This is a genomic window from Legionella beliardensis (genome assembly GCF_900452395.1).
Lineage (GTDB): Bacteria > Pseudomonadota > Gammaproteobacteria > Legionellales > Legionellaceae > Legionella_C > Legionella_C beliardensis.
The window spans coordinates 587,138-602,474 of the sequence record NZ_UGNV01000001.1; the positions used below are offsets into that span (position 1 = coordinate 587,138).

Genomic DNA, 15,337 nt, shown 5'->3' on the forward strand with positions numbered 1-15,337 from the left:
TAATGCTTCCAATACTGAATGTTTTTATTTAAAGTTATTTTGAGGGTATAAATTTTATATAGGATGGTTATAAATGATATTAGATGGGAAAAGAAATACTATACTGGCTGAAATAAATCAACTAACACGAGACCTTAACCAAGCAGATTTTAGTTCTTATCGTTATTATCTGGAAGCGCGCTACACCTTATTTCATTTAAAACGTATTCTGACTAATAGTCATAATACTGCGATGCACAACACGCTTTTAAAGGTTCTGGAACGGCGCTGGCAACGGATTCAGGATACTGACTGCCAATACTTAACTGATTTTACTAGTCCCGCTAATCAAGCTTGTATTAATATAGCCAAGACACTTGGTCCAATAATTGAGAAGTCTTATTTAACCTTGCTAATGCCTAGTTTAGAGCGTATACCAGTGTCTGCATACATATCCTCCTCTTATAGGGATGATGATATCCTTAAGCTTCAGGAATTAACGTTAGATGATACAAATGAACGCCTCATTATTATCCCTGATGTACTTAACAGCGCCCAAAAAGATGGTGTTTTAAAGCATAGTTCACTATTTAATGGCAGAGCAAAAAAATTAAGTGTAAGTGAACAAGAAAGATTGCTATCAAGACATCCGTTTATTGAAGGCTTTTATAACGCACAACAGGCTGTCGTTGATTTTAAAATAAATGGGCCTACAGTGGGTGCTGCAGTTAACCGATTAATTAAAGGTCTACATGAAGGTGGCGTTTGGGAGCTGGGTAATGAGGAAAATGCTGCGTCTAACGCTAATGAAGCTATCTTAGAATTTAGTTTTTACCTTAAAACTTTAGATTCAGCGGCATGCAGGAAACTTTTTAAAGCAACTCGAACAGAATTTGATCTTGATTTAGAAGAAGACATTATTGTTCCATTTAAAGATTATTGGGAAAATCTAGCAGATCCCATAGAGATGAGTGAAGAACTGTCAGACGAAATAAAAAGCCAATACTGTGTTCAATCAATTGCTGTCTTTTTAGAAGAGATCCTAGAACAAAATCCTGACCTCTATAATTTGGCTCCTTCACCAGAGGATATTCTAAAAAGCCTTGATGAATTAGAGGAAGAGTTAGAAGTTGCTCAAGACGAGATGACCCATTGTTTTGATTCTGTTGAAAAACAAAGTTGTTATAGTCAAGGTCAAGATGACCTAGTTTTACTAACTAGTTTATTGAGCCAATTAAGACACGATAAGAGCTTCCCTTTAAGTGCTAACGACGTTCGTTTTTTAATCGAGACCTACCAAACGGCCTGTCAAGAAGATGATACAACTATAAAGCGGTTATGTTCAGGAACTATAAAAAACCATACTTACGCCAAAAACTTTATGAAGGAGGCCGCAGAGCAGTTTAATTCAGAAGAAAAAGCTATTTTTTCTAATATAACGAAAAAGCAATGGTTTACTTTCGAGCAGCCATCACCTTCCTCAATAGGATTTTTTCCTTCAAATAATAAAAAACGAAGGTTTGCAGAGCAGTCTCAATTTAATAATAGCTTAGAGATAAACTTATCTTAATCGTAGCAACTGTCTTGAGCTAAAAACTTAAGACAGTTGAGTTTGCTCAAAACTTCAGCATTTTTTTTTCTAATTCATGATATCTTAATGCATAAAATGCTAGATAAACACCGCTGTCGAGAGCTCATTCCTATTTTCTTGGACATGATTAAACAACTTAAGAATAGCCCTTTTAAGGCCTTAAAAGCCCTTGGCAAAACCTTGTTTGCTTGGAAAGAGGAAATTGCACGTATGTGGCGATTCACTAAGTCAAATGGTATCGCTGAAGGCTTCCATCGTAAGATGAAGCTCATTCAACGACGTGCCTATGGCTTTAGAAATTTTGAAAACTACAGAACCCGTGTTAAGGTCCTCTGTGGTTGATTAAAGCTGCCCCTGTAAATGGGAAAGACCCGAAGACCCGACATTATAGCCAACGCTGATTTCATTACCACCGGCAGTATAAAATGGAGGAATTAATAAAAAGCTCTCGTCTACTTTTTTACTGATGAGTTCACTAAATAGAGCCCTAATTGCGTCGGCATCGTTAAACGTCAAGCAATTGAGTTTTGCAGTGATTGCCATCGCTCGTTTGATATTCGTTACCATGGCCGCTGATTCTGGTGTCTTGCTTAAGATTATCTTGGCGTCTTCCAAATTCGACATTTGGTATTCCTTTTGTACCTTATTTTATGTCTACATTGCGACTACATGACTTTTTCGAATTTTTCTGAAACTTATGTAACTACTTGATTTATTGGTGGGCCCACTAGGACTTGAACCTAGGAACAACGGATTATGAGCCCTTTATCTTAATTTTAATTGATTGATTTTATTTTAATTTATGCCGCGGGAGAACACCACTATTGGCGTACGATGTATAACAATGTCATACTCAAATACGTAAATATCACGCTAGTGGTTAGAATCTAATTTAGCGTTTTTATTAAAATAATGAAAATATATTAAAGTAGTCTAAGCAATTTGAGAAATTGCCCGATCAATATATAAACATGGGTAGCTGCAAATATATTAGGTTGTCTCAAATTAAAATTAGGTTTTCCTATTGCTAAGTATAGGGAATACCTATGTGAGCATTAATGATTTCAGACTAGGGTTTTCAATTGGATGTGCTCAGGTTCGGTGAAAGTACTATATCTTCTGTAGAATCATTATTTTGGGGCATTTTTACCTCCTGTGAGAATAATGTTCTTACATTATTTCTTTTTTTATTAGAATTAATTTCTTTTTTACTTTCATATTCTAACTCGGCAACCTTTTTATCTCTCTTTTCATCACCATTGATCTTGGTAAATACTTTATTAAAAATAGAAGCTTTATTAAGTGAAGTCTTTGATAGATCCAGCTCCTTAGTTGCTATATTAAAGATTAAAAATAGGAGTTGTACCGGCAAAGATTTGAAATAATTTTCATGAGTTCCTGACTCGTTTAAAATATAATTTTGCCCTTTTGCTTGGGCAAATACTATAGCGAGTTGAATTGCTCTTTCAAGCTGAATATGCAATTTAATCTCTGATAGAATACTGACTCGCAAGTCTCGAGTAATATTTTTTATTGGCAGTTGAAGGACAGCTAACTTTTTATTCTTTTTTAATGCTTGAAATAAGAATTCAGCTCCCACACTATCAAATGGATTAAGATCAAGATTAACTGAAGTAAGCGTTTTGTTGGTTTCTAACATCCTTGCAAAGGCACGAATGCCTTCATTACCTATATTATTATTTGATAAATCTAAAATTTGAATTGAATGATTATCATGTAGCGCTTGAGAAATTAATGAAATACCGCGGTTCGATAAATTAGTTGTTCTTAAGCTTAATCGCGTTAAGGATGTGTTATTCTTTATTTCACCTGCAATGACTTCTTCATCACTCTCAGAAATAGGATTTGCCTCCAGGCTAAGCGATTTTAATGAGGAATTATGACTTATTGCCTTGAGGAAGATACTTACAGCAATTCTACATGCCTCTAAGCTTAAATTTTTTATAGTATTATTATTTTTAATCCATTGAGCTAGTAAAGGAGTACCTTCTTTTTCAATACGAAACCCATCAAGGGTTATAGTAGTTAAAGAGTTATTTAACGATATGGCCTCTAGGAACGCAGTTACATCGTGTTGTTTCGATAAAGCTTTTTCTAATCTAGAAGAATAATTAAATGACAATAAAGTATTATTTTGAGAAAGTGCTTTTGCTAGGGACACTACGCCATTATGTTGTGAGATATAATTATTACTTATATTTAGAGCCTTAAGAGTAATGTTTGATTGAATAATTTTAGCAAGGTATGGCAGAAACGCATTCGGAATCTTAGCGTTATCAAGTGTAAGCTCTGTTAAATTGGGCATTAAAACCACAGAATCAATAAAGGTTTTAATCATATTTTCATCAAACTCTAAATCAGTAAGTTTAAAATGAGCGAGGTTTTCTAAATTTTTAATCTGCTGAATTATTAAAGGGAAAGTGCTAGTCCACTCTTCATAATATTTAAAAATATCAGGAATAATAATTGATAGCGAAACAATACTATTTTTTCCATTAACTGCACTAAGTATTAGACGAAGAAAATTTAAATCCGCAAAACCATTAAGAAAGTGAAGCTCTTTTACGGAATTACTGTTTGCAAGTTCTTTAGCTAACTCGCTTTCCTGTATTGAGCTGAACGAATTAGAATAAAATTTAACTACTGATAATTCACCAGAATTAATACTTTTAATAAGAGAACTAAATTTTTCAGGCTCCATAAACCTATTCCAAATTAGCAGATAATGCTTAAAACTATAACATGTTGCTTAGTCCGTTTCGATTATTTCTAAAATGACCGTTAAGTATTAGCTGTACTCCGTTAAGAGAACTTCAATCAAATTATTCTAGAGCAACTATATTTTAATTGATGCGTTCGGAGGGATAAGAACTCCCGGTTCAAGGAAGTATGGCCTAGTTAGCTAATAAAACACAAAAGGTCGTGAAAGTTTATACAAAACCATATCAAAAGCTAACCTAAGTAATGATTATTAAAAAATGGAATTAATGTGAGTAAAGATTATTTTGATATTACAATTTTTGACAATTTATTCATAGGCCTTTCTAATAATTACATGTTGATAATTATTATTTTTTAATAAATTTTCAAAATATATAACCTCCTTTTTACAAAATTTACCAATAACTATTTTCTTTATCGATTTTTTATTCAATTCATCCGAAAAAATATAATCTTTGGGTGTATCAGACATGAAATTGCGAACTAATAATCTAGTAGGTAGCCTGGGAGGAGGGCATAGCCCGTATCCCAGGTTTTCAATGGGTTTTGAAGTTAAGAATTGCTATAAAATATTACCAGGAAACATCAACTTCATCATTTATAATGGTTCATTACCGTCAAGGCACCACCTTTGGTGGAATTTATTTTGTTACACTTGCGTTGGGAAATCAGAACGCCAATTTATTAACCTGTCATTTTAATCTGTTATAGGTGCTGCATTTAGTATGAGAAAGGTAAATATCCTATCTATGTAGAAGCTATTGTTATATTGCCAGATTATATGCATGGCGTTTAGAGTCTGCCTGTTGAATATGTTAATTACTCGCTGGGCTGGCATCAGATTAAATTTTATAAAAGGTCTTATCTATCAAGTTGGGTGATAAGTGTTAAGGCTATCATTTGTCGCAGCAAAGGTATTGGGAGGGCCTTCCATGAGGGGAGATTCTGGTGAGTAACTGGTGTTAAAGGTAAACCTGGGATACGAGCTTTGCCCTTCTCCCAGGCTACGCTTGCTGGTACTTGCCTACATGGTTTTCGTACAGGACAAAACCATTACCCGAAAATTCTATTATTCTAAAATTGTGGTCAGGTATATGCGCAAGTGTTACGTTGTCTGAGTTTACTGAGTTAACTCAAAAAATCAGCGGAGTAGTTGAAAGTATTTTTAGTTAAAGTTCTTTTAGTTGTCGAAAACTGAACGAATGACCTGTGCCGGATTTCCTCCAACAAAGGTATTTGGAGGAACGCTCTTAGTGACTACCGAGCCAGCAGCTACTACAGAGTTCTCACCAACCGTTACCCCGCCAATAATCGTAGCACTGGCTGCTATCCAAACGTTTTTCTTAATTACTATGGGCCTGCCAATTGTTGTAGTACGACGTTGCGAAGGTTCAATGGGATGGCTCGTCGTGATGATGCTCACATTTGGACCAATCATCACATTGTCCGCAATGTCGAGCCCACCAAGGTCATAAAAAGTACAGTTTTGATTGATAAAGACATTATAGCCAACGCTGATTTCATTACCACCGGCAGTATAAAATGGAGGAATTAATAAAAAGCTCTCGTCTACTTTTTTACTGATGAGTTCACTAAATAGAGCCCTAATTGCGTCGGCATCGTTAAACGTCAAGCAATTGAGTTTTGCAGTGATTGCCATCGCTCGTTTGATATTCGTTACCATGGCCGCTGATTCTGGTGTCTTGCTTAAGATTATCTTGGCGTCTTCCAAATTCGACATTTGGTATTCCTTTTGTACCTTATTTTATGTCTACATTGCGACTACATGACTTTTTCGAATTTTTCTGAAACTTATGTAACTACTTGATTTATTGGTGGGCCCACTAGGACTTGAACCTAGGACCAACGGATTATGAGTCCGCTGCTCTGACCAACTGAGCTATGGGCCCGGAGAAGGTGTATTGTAATCTTAAATTTCACATAACACCATATTAATTTTACATTAAATGATTAAAATGTATGCCCTGGCTTATTCTTAATCATGTTGATGAATAAGGTTAGCCAGAGCAGGCGATGTTGTTTAGTCATCGTCTCCTTCTAAGAAGCTGCGTAGCTTCTCGGAGCGAGAAGGGTGGCGTAGTTTTCTTAGGGCTTTTGCTTCGATTTGACGGATGCGTTCGCGGGTTACGTCGAATTGTTTGCCAACTTCTTCTAAGGTATGGTCGGTATTCATTTCGATGCCGAAGCGCATGCGTAATACTTTGGCTTCTCTTGGTGTAAGCGTCTCAAGGATTTCAAGAGTTGCTTCACGTAAACCCTCAGCAGTTGCCATTTCAATAGGGGACTCGATGTTGTTATCTTCAATAAAGTCACCTAAATGGGAATCGTCATCATCTCCGACTGGCGTTTCCATCGAAATGGGTTCTTTAGCAATTTTTAAGACTTTACGTATCTTGTCTTCGCTTAAGTCCATTTTTGCAGCTAACTCTTCAGGTGTTGCTTCACGACCTGTCTCTTGCAGGATTTGGCGCGAAATACGATTTAGTTTATTAATCGTTTCTATCATATGCACAGGTATACGGATAGTTCGTGCCTGGTCTGCAATGGAACGGGTAATCGCTTGACGTATCCACCAGGTTGCATAGGTTGAGAACTTATAACCACGGCGATATTCAAATTTATCGACCGCTTTCATTAAGCCAATGTTGCCTTCTTGAATTAAGTCTAAAAATTGCAAGCCACGATTGGTGTATTTTTTAGCGATAGAAATAACTAAACGTAAGTTTGCTTCTACCATTTCTTTTTTAGCGCGTCTCGCTTTTGCTTCACCAATTGACATTTTTTTATTGATGTCTTTAATTTCGCTGATTTCGAGACCATATTCCTCTTCAAAAGAGGCGAGCTTAGTTTGTATAAATTTTATTTCTTCACTGTATTCTTCAATGCGTGCTAAATCTAGTTTTTTACCATGCTTTGTTGTGATTGTTGCGAGCCATGTAGAATCTGTTTCTTGGCCTGGAAATGTATCAATAAAGAGCTTGCGCGGAATGCGTGCTTTTTCAATACAAAGACGCATAATAGTGCGCTCAAATTCACGAATATGATTACGCAATTGCCGGAAATGACGTGTTAACCTATCCACTTGCCGTGAGGTTAATTTAAGCTTTAAGAAAGCCTCAGACATCGCTTCAAGTAGCTCGACGGTTTTTGGACTATGCCGGCCTTCTTTTCGTAAGGCCTCCATGGCTTTTTCATAGGCTTCGCGTAATTCATCAAAATAAATTTTTGCTTGCTCTGGGTTAGGGCCATCATCAGCTTCCGTAATGCCGCCTTCACCTTCTTCACCTTCCTCGTCATCATCAAGGGCCACTTCATCAAGCAAGACTTCTTCGGGTTGTACTTCATCAAGCATAGAGCCAATGCTTGATGCAGGTGCTTCCTGATCGCTATCAGAGAAACCACTAATAATTTCGCTTAAGCGCATTTCTTCGCGCATTACACTGTCATAGTCATCCAGCACTAATTGTACCGTTTCAGGATAATGAGCCAGAGATTTAAGAACTTGATAAATTCCCTCTTCAATGCGTTTCGCAATGCGAATTTCACCTTCACGTGTTAATAGCTCAACTGTTCCCATTTCACGCATATACATACGGACAGGATCAGTCGTGCGGCCTGTTTCTTTATCCACAGAGGCAAGAACGGCTGCTGCTTCTTCCACATCTTCTGGAACTTCTTCGGTGTTACCTAAAAGAGCTAATTCATCATCGCTAGGTGGTGTTTCGAATACTTTAATATTCATACCTTCTAACATGCTAATGATGACATCAAAATGCTCAGTATCAACAATATTAGGTAATAAATCATTAATTTGGGCATACGTTAAGTAATTTTGCTCTCTACCCAAACTAATCACTTTAGTGATTTGGGAGCGCTGTTGCTCTTGTTCATTCGTCGTAGTCATAGGCAATATCAGATGAGTAATTAAATATAAAAAAAGTTTTTGATTATAAACCCGTAGCTTCAAACTTGCCAGTGAAAATATGTATCATCTCTTACCAGCTAGTGTTTGATGTCGTTGTTGTAACAACTCTTGCAAGAGTCCCCGTTCTGTTTCAGTTAAGCCTTGTTTTCGTGATTTTGCAATATATTCATTAATTTTATGCTCTAAATTCTGTTTTTGCATAAAGTTAATTATATCAACAAATTCAGTAATAAGCGCGTTTTCTGTAATTTTTAGTTCCCAGCTTGCTAATTTATTAAACGAATCAAAATAAGGCGTATTGCGCCACTGCTCAATCAAAGCCGCGGTATTTGTATTTGGGTTAGCGGCAATTTGCTTAAGTAAATGCTGCAAAAGACGCTGTTCTTCTGTATCTAAAGTCTTAAGATCAATGTCGTTTTGACAGGCAGCGTAAATTTCTGGGTGTTGTAATACGATGGCAATTGCTAAGCGTAAAGGGGAACGATGAATGTTAGTGTTCGTTTTTTGTGTTTGCTCTGTTTCCACCTGGGTGGTTATAAGCTGAGTTAAGCGGTGATTTTCTATACGTGTACGTACAGCAAGCTCATCGAGTAATAATTGTTTGTAGGGGCTTTCTGGTATAGTCAATAAAAAAGGTTTAGCTGCATTAATTAACTGGCTTTTACCCGCTACAGTTTGGGTATCAATCGTTTGAGCAAGGGTGTCAAAAAAATATTGGCTAAGCGGAATAGCATTAGTTAAGCGTGCCATAAATTTTTCTTTACCTTCTAAACGAACTAGGCTATCTGGGTCATGCCCTTCAGGTAAAAAAACAAAGCGCGCATCAAGACTATTATCTAGAAAGGGGAGGCTATTTTCTAAAGCGCGCCAGGCCGCTTGTCTGCCAGCATTATCGCCATCAAAGCAAAAAATAACTTGTTTTGTGTGTTTGCTTAATAACTGAATATGATAACTACTTGCGGCTGTCCCCAAGGCTGCAACAGCATTCCAAATACCATATTGTGCAAGCGCAATCACATCTAAGTAGCCTTCCACAATTAAAATGGTCTGAATGGGTTGGTTTTGTTGCAAAAGTTGATGCAAACCATATAATTCACGATTTTTTTGAAAGATTATCGTTTCAGGGGAATTTAGGTATTTAGGCTTTTGCTCAGCATCAATCGCTCGTCCACCAAAGCCAATAATGCGCCCGTTGCGATCATGAATAGGAAACATAATGCGATGGCGATAGCGGTCATACGTTTTGCCATCGTCTTTTTTAATAAGCATGCCAGTGGTAATTAAATCAGCTTTATAATCTCTAAATTGCTGCTCTAGAGTATGCCAGCCAAGAGGTGCATAGCCAAGTTGGAAGTATTTAGCAATTTCGCCACTTAAGCCGCGTTGACGCAAATAGTTTATGACCTCGCTTGGTGCTTGCTTTAATGATTTCTGATAATACTGATTAACTTGCGCTAAGACTTGATATAAGCTCAGTGATTGTTGAATTTTTTCATTATTTTGCTCCCGGGGTACTTGCATACCTAGGCGCGCCGCTAGCGTTTCAACAGCATCAATAAACCCTTGGCTTAAATAGCTCATGATAAAACTAATGGCATTGCCACTCGCGCCGCAACCAAAACAATGATAAAACTGTTTTTTCGCAACCACATTAAAGGACGGTGTTTTTTCGTTATGAAAAGGACAACAGGCAGTATAACTATTGCCCCTTTTTTTTAAGGGGACATAGCTATCGATTAACTCAACTAAGTCAGTGCGATGAAGCAATTCATCAATAAAAGGTCGCGGTATTAAGCCGGACATGGCTCAGTTAACTCAATCTAGCTTTTACCAGAGAGCTAACTTTACTTAAATCAGCACGGCCTTGCAGCAAAGGCTTAAGTGAATTCATAACTTTACCCATATCACTCAGCTGTTTTGCATCATGTTTAGCAATAGCTTCTTCAATTAATGTATTGACTTCTGCTTCGGTTAGAGGCTCAGGTAAATAGTTAGAAATGACATCAAGCTCATACTGCTCTTGGGCCACTAAATCATCGCGGCCGGCGCTCTGAAACTGTGAAATAGACTCTTTCCGTTGTTTAACAAGCTTATCTAGAATAACTAGCATGCGCTCATCGGCAACGGTGATACGTTCATCCACTTCAACTTGTTTGATTGCGGCTGTAACCAAACGGAGTGTACCTACTCGCTTTTGATCCTTGGCGCGCATGGCTTCTTTGAGGTCATTATTGATGTTGTCTTTAATTGACATAATTATTTTCGTCGACGTTTAGCGCTACGTTGCGTGGTAACATCACGAGATATTTTCTTTAAATGGCGTTTAACAGCTGCTGCTTGCTTACGTTTGCGCTCAGCAGTTGGTTTTTCATAAAACTCGCGGCGACGTAATTCAGTTAAAATTCCTGCTTTTTCGCAAGAACGTTTAAAACGACGCAATGCGTATTCTGGATTTTCACCTTCTTTCACACGAACGGTGGGCATTAATTTGTCCTCTGGTATAATTAAACACAACAAGTCGGCAATTCTAGTGCCACTTGTTAAAATCGTCAAGTTATTGTTAGATTGCCAGCAAGATTTGTAGCATTAAGCTTAGATTCTCGTTTTAAGGCTAGAATTAAGCGCTATAACTTATAAGAGCTATAGCATAAAGCATCCATTATTATAGCTTAATTAATTAGTAAAGAGTAGAGGTAAGAATGCGCGTATTAGGAATTGAATCATCGTGTGATGAAACAGGTGTGGCGATTTATGATTCTAAGCAAGGTTTAATAGCACAGGCCTTGTATTCACAGATTAAGCTTCATCAACAATACGGTGGTGTTGTTCCTGAATTAGCCTCTCGTGACCATATTAAATGGTTAATTCCTTTAATAGAACAAGCCTTAACAGAAGCTAATTTGAAAAAAGATGATTTAGATGCGATTGCCTATACTGCAGGGCCTGGTTTGGTTGGCGCTTTGTTAGTGGGTGCTTGTTTTGCTAAGAGTTTGGCGTTTAGCTTGCAAAAGCCTGCCATTGCTATTCATCATTTAGAGGCTCATTTACTAGCTGCCATATTAGATGCAAAAACACTGCAATTTCCATTTTTAGCCTTGTTGGTTTCTGGTGGTCATACTCAGTTAATTGCAGCTCATGCCTTGGGTAAGTATGAATTATTGGGAGATACTTTAGATGATGCCGTCGGAGAAGCATTTGATAAAATTGCTAAATTAATGGGCTTGCCTTATCCAGGCGGGGCGTTACTTGCGAAGTTGGCTGATGAATTTGCAGCTACAAAGCAAACGCTTAATTTTGCACCTTTTCCCAGGCCTATGACTGATAGGCCAGGCTTAGATTTTAGTTTCAGTGGCTTAAAGACACATGCCTTAACAGTATGGCATAAAAGTAATCAAGATGAGCAGGCGCGAGCAGCTATAGCTTATGCATTTCAGCAAGCTGTTATTGAGACACTGGTCATTAAGTGTGGTAGGGCAATAAAACAGACGGGCTTAAAGCAGTTAGTGGTAGCTGGTGGTGTTGGTGCAAATAAGGCATTGCGTACTGCGTTAACCGCTATGATGAGCCAACAACATGGCGAGGTGTTTTTTCCACGCATAGAATATTGCACCGATAACGGTGCTATGGTAGCGTTTGCTGGCAGTCTACATTTGCAGCAAGGTAGGCAAGATAATAACTTAGCTATTGAAGTAAAGGCGCGTTGGCCACTTGCCTAAGGTAAATTTAACAACCTAATTTTTTCTTGCTAAGGAGCAGAAAGTCATTAAGGTGCTTCATCTTTTTTAGCCTTTTGCTTTTTGGCTGTTGATTTATTAGGCTCAGGCGTGACTGGATCAGTGAAAATAGGCTGCTCAGCTGCAGTTGGTGGTTCTTGATTAATAGGTTCTGCTGATTCAGCTGATGTAGTTTCTGGCGCAACTATAATAACGTCATCTGCGCTTTTCTCCTCTTCCTCAAAAGCTTGATTCACTTGTTCATCGATAACAATATCATCGGTCACTTCACTAAATTGCTGCCGAGAAAATTTTAATTTAGGCTCTTCACCATCGATTAAACGATTAATATTATTACGATGCTTATATAAAATGAGTAAAGCTACAAAAAATAAAGGCAGAAAAACGTCAAGACTACCAAAGCCTAAAATAGCATAAAGCGGTGCAAGAAGAAGGGAAATAATAGAGGCTAAAGAAGCATAACCGGTAAAATTTGCAATAATAAGCCAAATAATAATCGTAGCGACGCCTGTTAGAAAGCTTAAACCGAGTAGGCCACCTAATGCGGTAGCGACACCCTTGCCACCTTTAAACTTAAAAAACATAGGGTACATATGGCCTAGAACTGCCGCAAAACATGTAAAGCTGGTGATTACTGGCCCCATGCCTAATGATCTGGCTAAAACAACAGGAATAAAACCCTTTAACATATCGCCAATTAAAACCATAGCAGCGTATTTTTTACCTGCAAGGCGCAATACATTCGTGGCCCCAGGATTTAAAGAACCTTCAGTGCGGGGATCAGGTAAAGAAAATAACCTGCTTACAATAATAGCGGAACAAAATGAGCCGCATACATAACCAAACACAGTAAAGAGTATAAAAAATACCAGGCTCATTATGCCTCCGAGCAGTTATATCCTTTGGTTTATAAAACTGAGTTAGCTGATTAAAGCAATTAATTGCCAAAGGTAAAAATTATCTTTAATTAAATCTAAGTTTAAACTTATCATTATCAGTGAAAGTATCTGACTTGTGAAGTATTATTATTTAAGTCGTGTTAACGGTTAATCCGGTAAAAATAAAGCTTGTAAATTATTGGTATAGCGGCGACCTAATTCACTCACTTGCCAATGATTGTGCGCACGCGTAATTAAGCCTTTTTTGTGGGCCGCTTTTAATTTTACTTCTAAATCACTAAAAGGTAGCCCGGTGCGCTCAGTAAAGAGTTGGTTGGCAATAGGTTGTTGTAAGCGGGTTGTATTTAACATAAATTCAAATAATAAAGAGCTAGAATTTACCTGCTCTTTGGCGGCTAAGAACTGTTTATTAGGGTTTAAATAATCAGTGGGTTGTCTATGTTTGCGCGTACGATAGACAACTTTTTCATTATGAAGGGTTATTTTACCATGTGCCCCGGCACCAATGCCGTAATAATCCCCAAATAACCAATAGTTAAGATTATGGCGGGCTTCCTTATTTTTTTTGCTAAACGCTGAAATTTCATAACGGATTAAGCCCTGTTCGGCTAATAATGCAAATCCTGCTTGTTCTAATTCATAGGCCACTTCCTCATTAGGAAGAGGCGGCGGCTTTTTATAAAAAACGGTATTAGGCTCTATGGTCAGTTGATACCACGAAAGATGCTCAGGATAGTGATTAAGAGCAAGCTGTAAATCTTCAAGGCCTTGTTCTACAGTTTGATTAGGTAAACCATACATCAGATCAAGATTGATATTATCAAATCCTGCTAAGCGAGCAGCTTCAATGGCTAAGTGCGCTTGTTTGCTGTCGTGAATGCGCCCTAAGGCTTTTAATTGCAAAGAATTGAAGCTTTGAATACCTAATGATAAGCGATTAATACCAACTTGCTTATACCCTTGAAAGCGTTTTTGTTCTACCGTACCTGGATTGGCTTCTAGAGTGATTTCTATGTCTTTAGCGAAGGAGATTAATTGCTGTAAGTGCTGAAATAGCTCAGCATAAGCTTCCGGTGATAATAAACTTGGGGTCCCGCCACCAATAAAGATAGAAACGAGCTCGCGTTTAGGAAAATGAGTTAAATCTTGTTTTAAATCTGCAATTAGCGCTTCTGTATAATTTTTTTCCGGCAAATGCTCAGGACTTTTATGTGAGTTAAAATCGCAATAAGGGCATTTGCGTATACACCAAGGGATGTGAATATAAAGTGAAGTAGGTAACATCATTGACAGAATACTGGCTTGTTGAACGTTGCAATAGTATCATGAGTCGCAATGCCTGTCCCACTAAGAGCACAAATTTATTACAACATTCTGCTTTTTATGAAACGCAGTTTGACTGCGTTATTTTAATTAAACAATGGTTAGAAGGAAAAAAAATAATGACTAATCGAGTTAAAGTTGCCGTTACCGGCGGAGCTGGCCAAATTGGCTATGCTTTATTATTTCGGATTGCTTCAGGGCAAATGTTTGGGCCCCATACTGAAGTCGAATTACAATTATTAGAGTTAGAACAAGCACTGCCTGCTTTAAATGGGGTAGCGATGGAGCTTGATGACTGTGCGTTTCCTTTATTAAAACGTATCGTTTGCACATCAGATTTAAATGAAGCCATGCGTGATATAAATTGGGCTTTGTTAGTAGGCTCAGTACCGCGTAAACAAGGGATGGAGCGTTCTGATTTATTACAAATCAATGGCGGTATTTTTACTAAACAAGGTAGAGCAATCAACGATAATGCCGCAGATGATGTTCGAGTCTTTGTCGTTGGTAATCCGTGTAATACAAATTGCCTCATTGCTAAGCATCATGCTAGAGATATTCCCAATGATCGCTTTTATGCTATGACGACTTTAGATGAGCTGCGCGCAAAAACACAGTTAGCTAAACGAGCGCAAGTTGATGTTACCGCTGTGACTAATATGACTATATGGGGTAATCATTCTTCGACTCAATACCCTGATTTTTATAATGCCAAGATCAATGGCCAATCAGCAGCCACAGTTATTCAGGATGAAGGGTGGTTAAAAGAAGAATTTGTAACTATAGTACAGCAGCGTGGTGCGGCAATTCTTAAAGCGCGCGGTCTTTCTTCTGCGGCTTCAGCTGCCAATGCGGTGATTGAAGGAGTAACGCATTTACTTAATGACACACCGGCAGGTGACTCTTACTCCATGTGTCGCAGTTCTCAAGGTGAATATGGTGTTGATAAAGATTTAGTATTCTCTTTCCCATGCCGTACTGAACAGGGCAAGTTAACGGTAGTTGAAGGGCTAGAGCAAAATGACTATGGTCACAGTAAGTTTGAAGCGACGTTAAAAGAATTACGTGAAGAAAGGGACATGGTCAAATCATTAGGTTTATTAGACGATTAATAAAATGATTC

12 protein-coding genes, 1 tRNA gene and 1 pseudogene are annotated in these 15,337 nt (G+C 37.8%); 4 read left to right on the forward strand and 10 right to left on the reverse strand.

All coding sequences use genetic code 11. From position 1 onward, the window contains the following. Positions 1–73: 73 nt before the first annotated feature. Positions 74–1,549: a hypothetical protein gene (locus tag DYE47_RS02640; protein WP_115301783.1), complete on the forward strand. Its 1,476-nt coding sequence runs from the start codon at positions 74–76 to the stop codon at positions 1,547–1,549. Between the two features lie 72 nt (positions 1,550–1,621). Continuing rightward, positions 1,622–1,912, forward strand: a pseudogene (locus DYE47_RS02645) (transposase); the annotation flags it as partial. Here DYE47_RS02645 and DYE47_RS02650 read toward each other — a convergent pair. The 8 genes from DYE47_RS02650 to rpsU form a co-directional block, all read right to left on the reverse strand. Further along, entirely contained in the window at positions 1,913–2,194 is a 282-nt protein-coding gene (locus DYE47_RS02650; RefSeq protein ID WP_207385197.1) for a hypothetical protein, read from the reverse strand. 454 nt (positions 2,195–2,648) lie between these two features. Further along, positions 2,649–4,292 carry a leucine-rich repeat domain-containing protein gene (locus tag DYE47_RS02655; RefSeq protein ID WP_115301784.1) on the reverse strand — a complete coding sequence of 548 codons (1,644 nt, stop codon included), beginning with the start codon at positions 4,290–4,292 and terminating at the stop codon, positions 2,649–2,651. 1,200 nt (positions 4,293–5,492) lie between these two features. Continuing rightward, entirely contained in the window at positions 5,493–6,053 is a 561-nt protein-coding gene (locus tag DYE47_RS02660) for a sugar O-acetyltransferase (protein ID WP_115301785.1), read from the reverse strand. A 92-nt stretch (positions 6,054–6,145) separates the two neighbouring features. Beyond that, positions 6,146–6,222 (reverse strand) — tRNA-Ile (locus tag DYE47_RS02665). A 131-nt stretch (positions 6,223–6,353) separates the two neighbouring features. Continuing rightward, positions 6,354–8,237, reverse strand: a complete 1,884-nt coding sequence (gene rpoD, locus DYE47_RS02670) for an RNA polymerase sigma factor RpoD (protein WP_165482072.1) — start codon at positions 8,235–8,237, stop codon at positions 6,354–6,356. A gap of 84 nt (positions 8,238–8,321) precedes the next feature. Continuing rightward, positions 8,322–10,061, reverse strand: coding sequence for a DNA primase (gene dnaG, locus DYE47_RS02675; RefSeq protein WP_115301786.1), 1,740 nt, complete (start codon positions 10,059–10,061; stop codon positions 8,322–8,324). Positions 10,062–10,068: 7 nt separating this feature from the next. After that, on the reverse strand, positions 10,069–10,512 hold the full coding sequence (locus tag DYE47_RS02680) for a GatB/YqeY domain-containing protein (protein ID WP_115301787.1): 444 nt from the start codon (positions 10,510–10,512) through the stop codon (positions 10,069–10,071). Between the two features lie 2 nt (positions 10,513–10,514). Continuing rightward, the gene (gene rpsU / locus DYE47_RS02685) at positions 10,515–10,742 is read right to left on the reverse strand and encodes a 30S ribosomal protein S21 (protein WP_115301788.1); all 228 of its coding nucleotides are present in this window, start codon (positions 10,740–10,742) and stop codon (positions 10,515–10,517) included. Between the two features lie 215 nt (positions 10,743–10,957). Here rpsU and tsaD point away from each other — a divergent pair, with 215 nt between their 5' ends. Next, positions 10,958–11,974, forward strand: coding sequence for a tRNA (adenosine(37)-N6)-threonylcarbamoyltransferase complex transferase subunit TsaD (tsaD, locus tag DYE47_RS02690; RefSeq protein WP_115301789.1), 1,017 nt, complete (start codon positions 10,958–10,960; stop codon positions 11,972–11,974). A 47-nt stretch (positions 11,975–12,021) separates the two neighbouring features. Here the strand turns inward: tsaD and plsY are convergent, their stop codons facing one another. Further along, positions 12,022–12,870, reverse strand: coding sequence for a glycerol-3-phosphate 1-O-acyltransferase PlsY (gene plsY / locus DYE47_RS02695; RefSeq protein ID WP_115301790.1), 849 nt, complete (start codon positions 12,868–12,870; stop codon positions 12,022–12,024). A 168-nt stretch (positions 12,871–13,038) separates the two neighbouring features. Further along, positions 13,039–14,175, reverse strand: a complete 1,137-nt coding sequence (gene hemW / locus DYE47_RS02700; RefSeq protein WP_115303989.1) for a radical SAM family heme chaperone HemW — start codon at positions 14,173–14,175, stop codon at positions 13,039–13,041. 158 nt (positions 14,176–14,333) lie between these two features. Between hemW and DYE47_RS02705 the strand changes: the two genes are divergently transcribed. Continuing rightward, positions 14,334–15,326, forward strand: a complete 993-nt coding sequence (locus DYE47_RS02705) for a malate dehydrogenase (RefSeq protein ID WP_207385211.1) — start codon at positions 14,334–14,336, stop codon at positions 15,324–15,326. Positions 15,327–15,337: the final 11 nt, after the last annotated feature.

Excerpts from the sequence above, each read along its gene's own strand:
- dnaG (WP_115301786.1), bottom strand. The coding sequence starts at position 10,061 with ATGTCCGGCTTAATACCGCGACCTTTTATTGATGAATTGCTTCATCGC.
- plsY (WP_115301790.1), bottom strand. The coding sequence starts at position 12,870 with ATGAGCCTGGTATTTTTTATACTCTTTACTGTGTTTGGTTATGTATGC.
- hemW (WP_115303989.1), bottom strand. The coding sequence starts at position 14,175 with ATGTTACCTACTTCACTTTATATTCACATCCCTTGGTGTATACGCAAA.
- DYE47_RS02650 (WP_207385197.1), bottom strand. The coding sequence starts at position 2,194 with ATGTCGAATTTGGAAGACGCCAAGATAATCTTAAGCAAGACACCAGAA.
- DYE47_RS02655 (WP_115301784.1), bottom strand. The coding sequence starts at position 4,292 with ATGGAGCCTGAAAAATTTAGTTCTCTTATTAAAAGTATTAATTCTGGT.
- DYE47_RS02640 (WP_115301783.1), top strand. The coding sequence starts at position 74 with ATGATATTAGATGGGAAAAGAAATACTATACTGGCTGAAATAAATCAA.
- DYE47_RS02680 (WP_115301787.1), bottom strand. The coding sequence starts at position 10,512 with ATGTCAATTAAAGACAACATCAATAATGACCTCAAAGAAGCCATGCGC.
- DYE47_RS02705 (WP_207385211.1), top strand. The coding sequence starts at position 14,334 with ATGACTAATCGAGTTAAAGTTGCCGTTACCGGCGGAGCTGGCCAAATT.
- rpoD (WP_165482072.1), bottom strand. The coding sequence starts at position 8,237 with ATGACTACGACGAATGAACAAGAGCAACAGCGCTCCCAAATCACTAAA.
- DYE47_RS02660 (WP_115301785.1), bottom strand. The coding sequence starts at position 6,053 with ATGTCGAATTTGGAAGACGCCAAGATAATCTTAAGCAAGACACCAGAA.
- tsaD (WP_115301789.1), top strand. The coding sequence starts at position 10,958 with ATGCGCGTATTAGGAATTGAATCATCGTGTGATGAAACAGGTGTGGCG.
- rpsU (WP_115301788.1), bottom strand. The coding sequence starts at position 10,742 with ATGCCCACCGTTCGTGTGAAAGAAGGTGAAAATCCAGAATACGCATTG.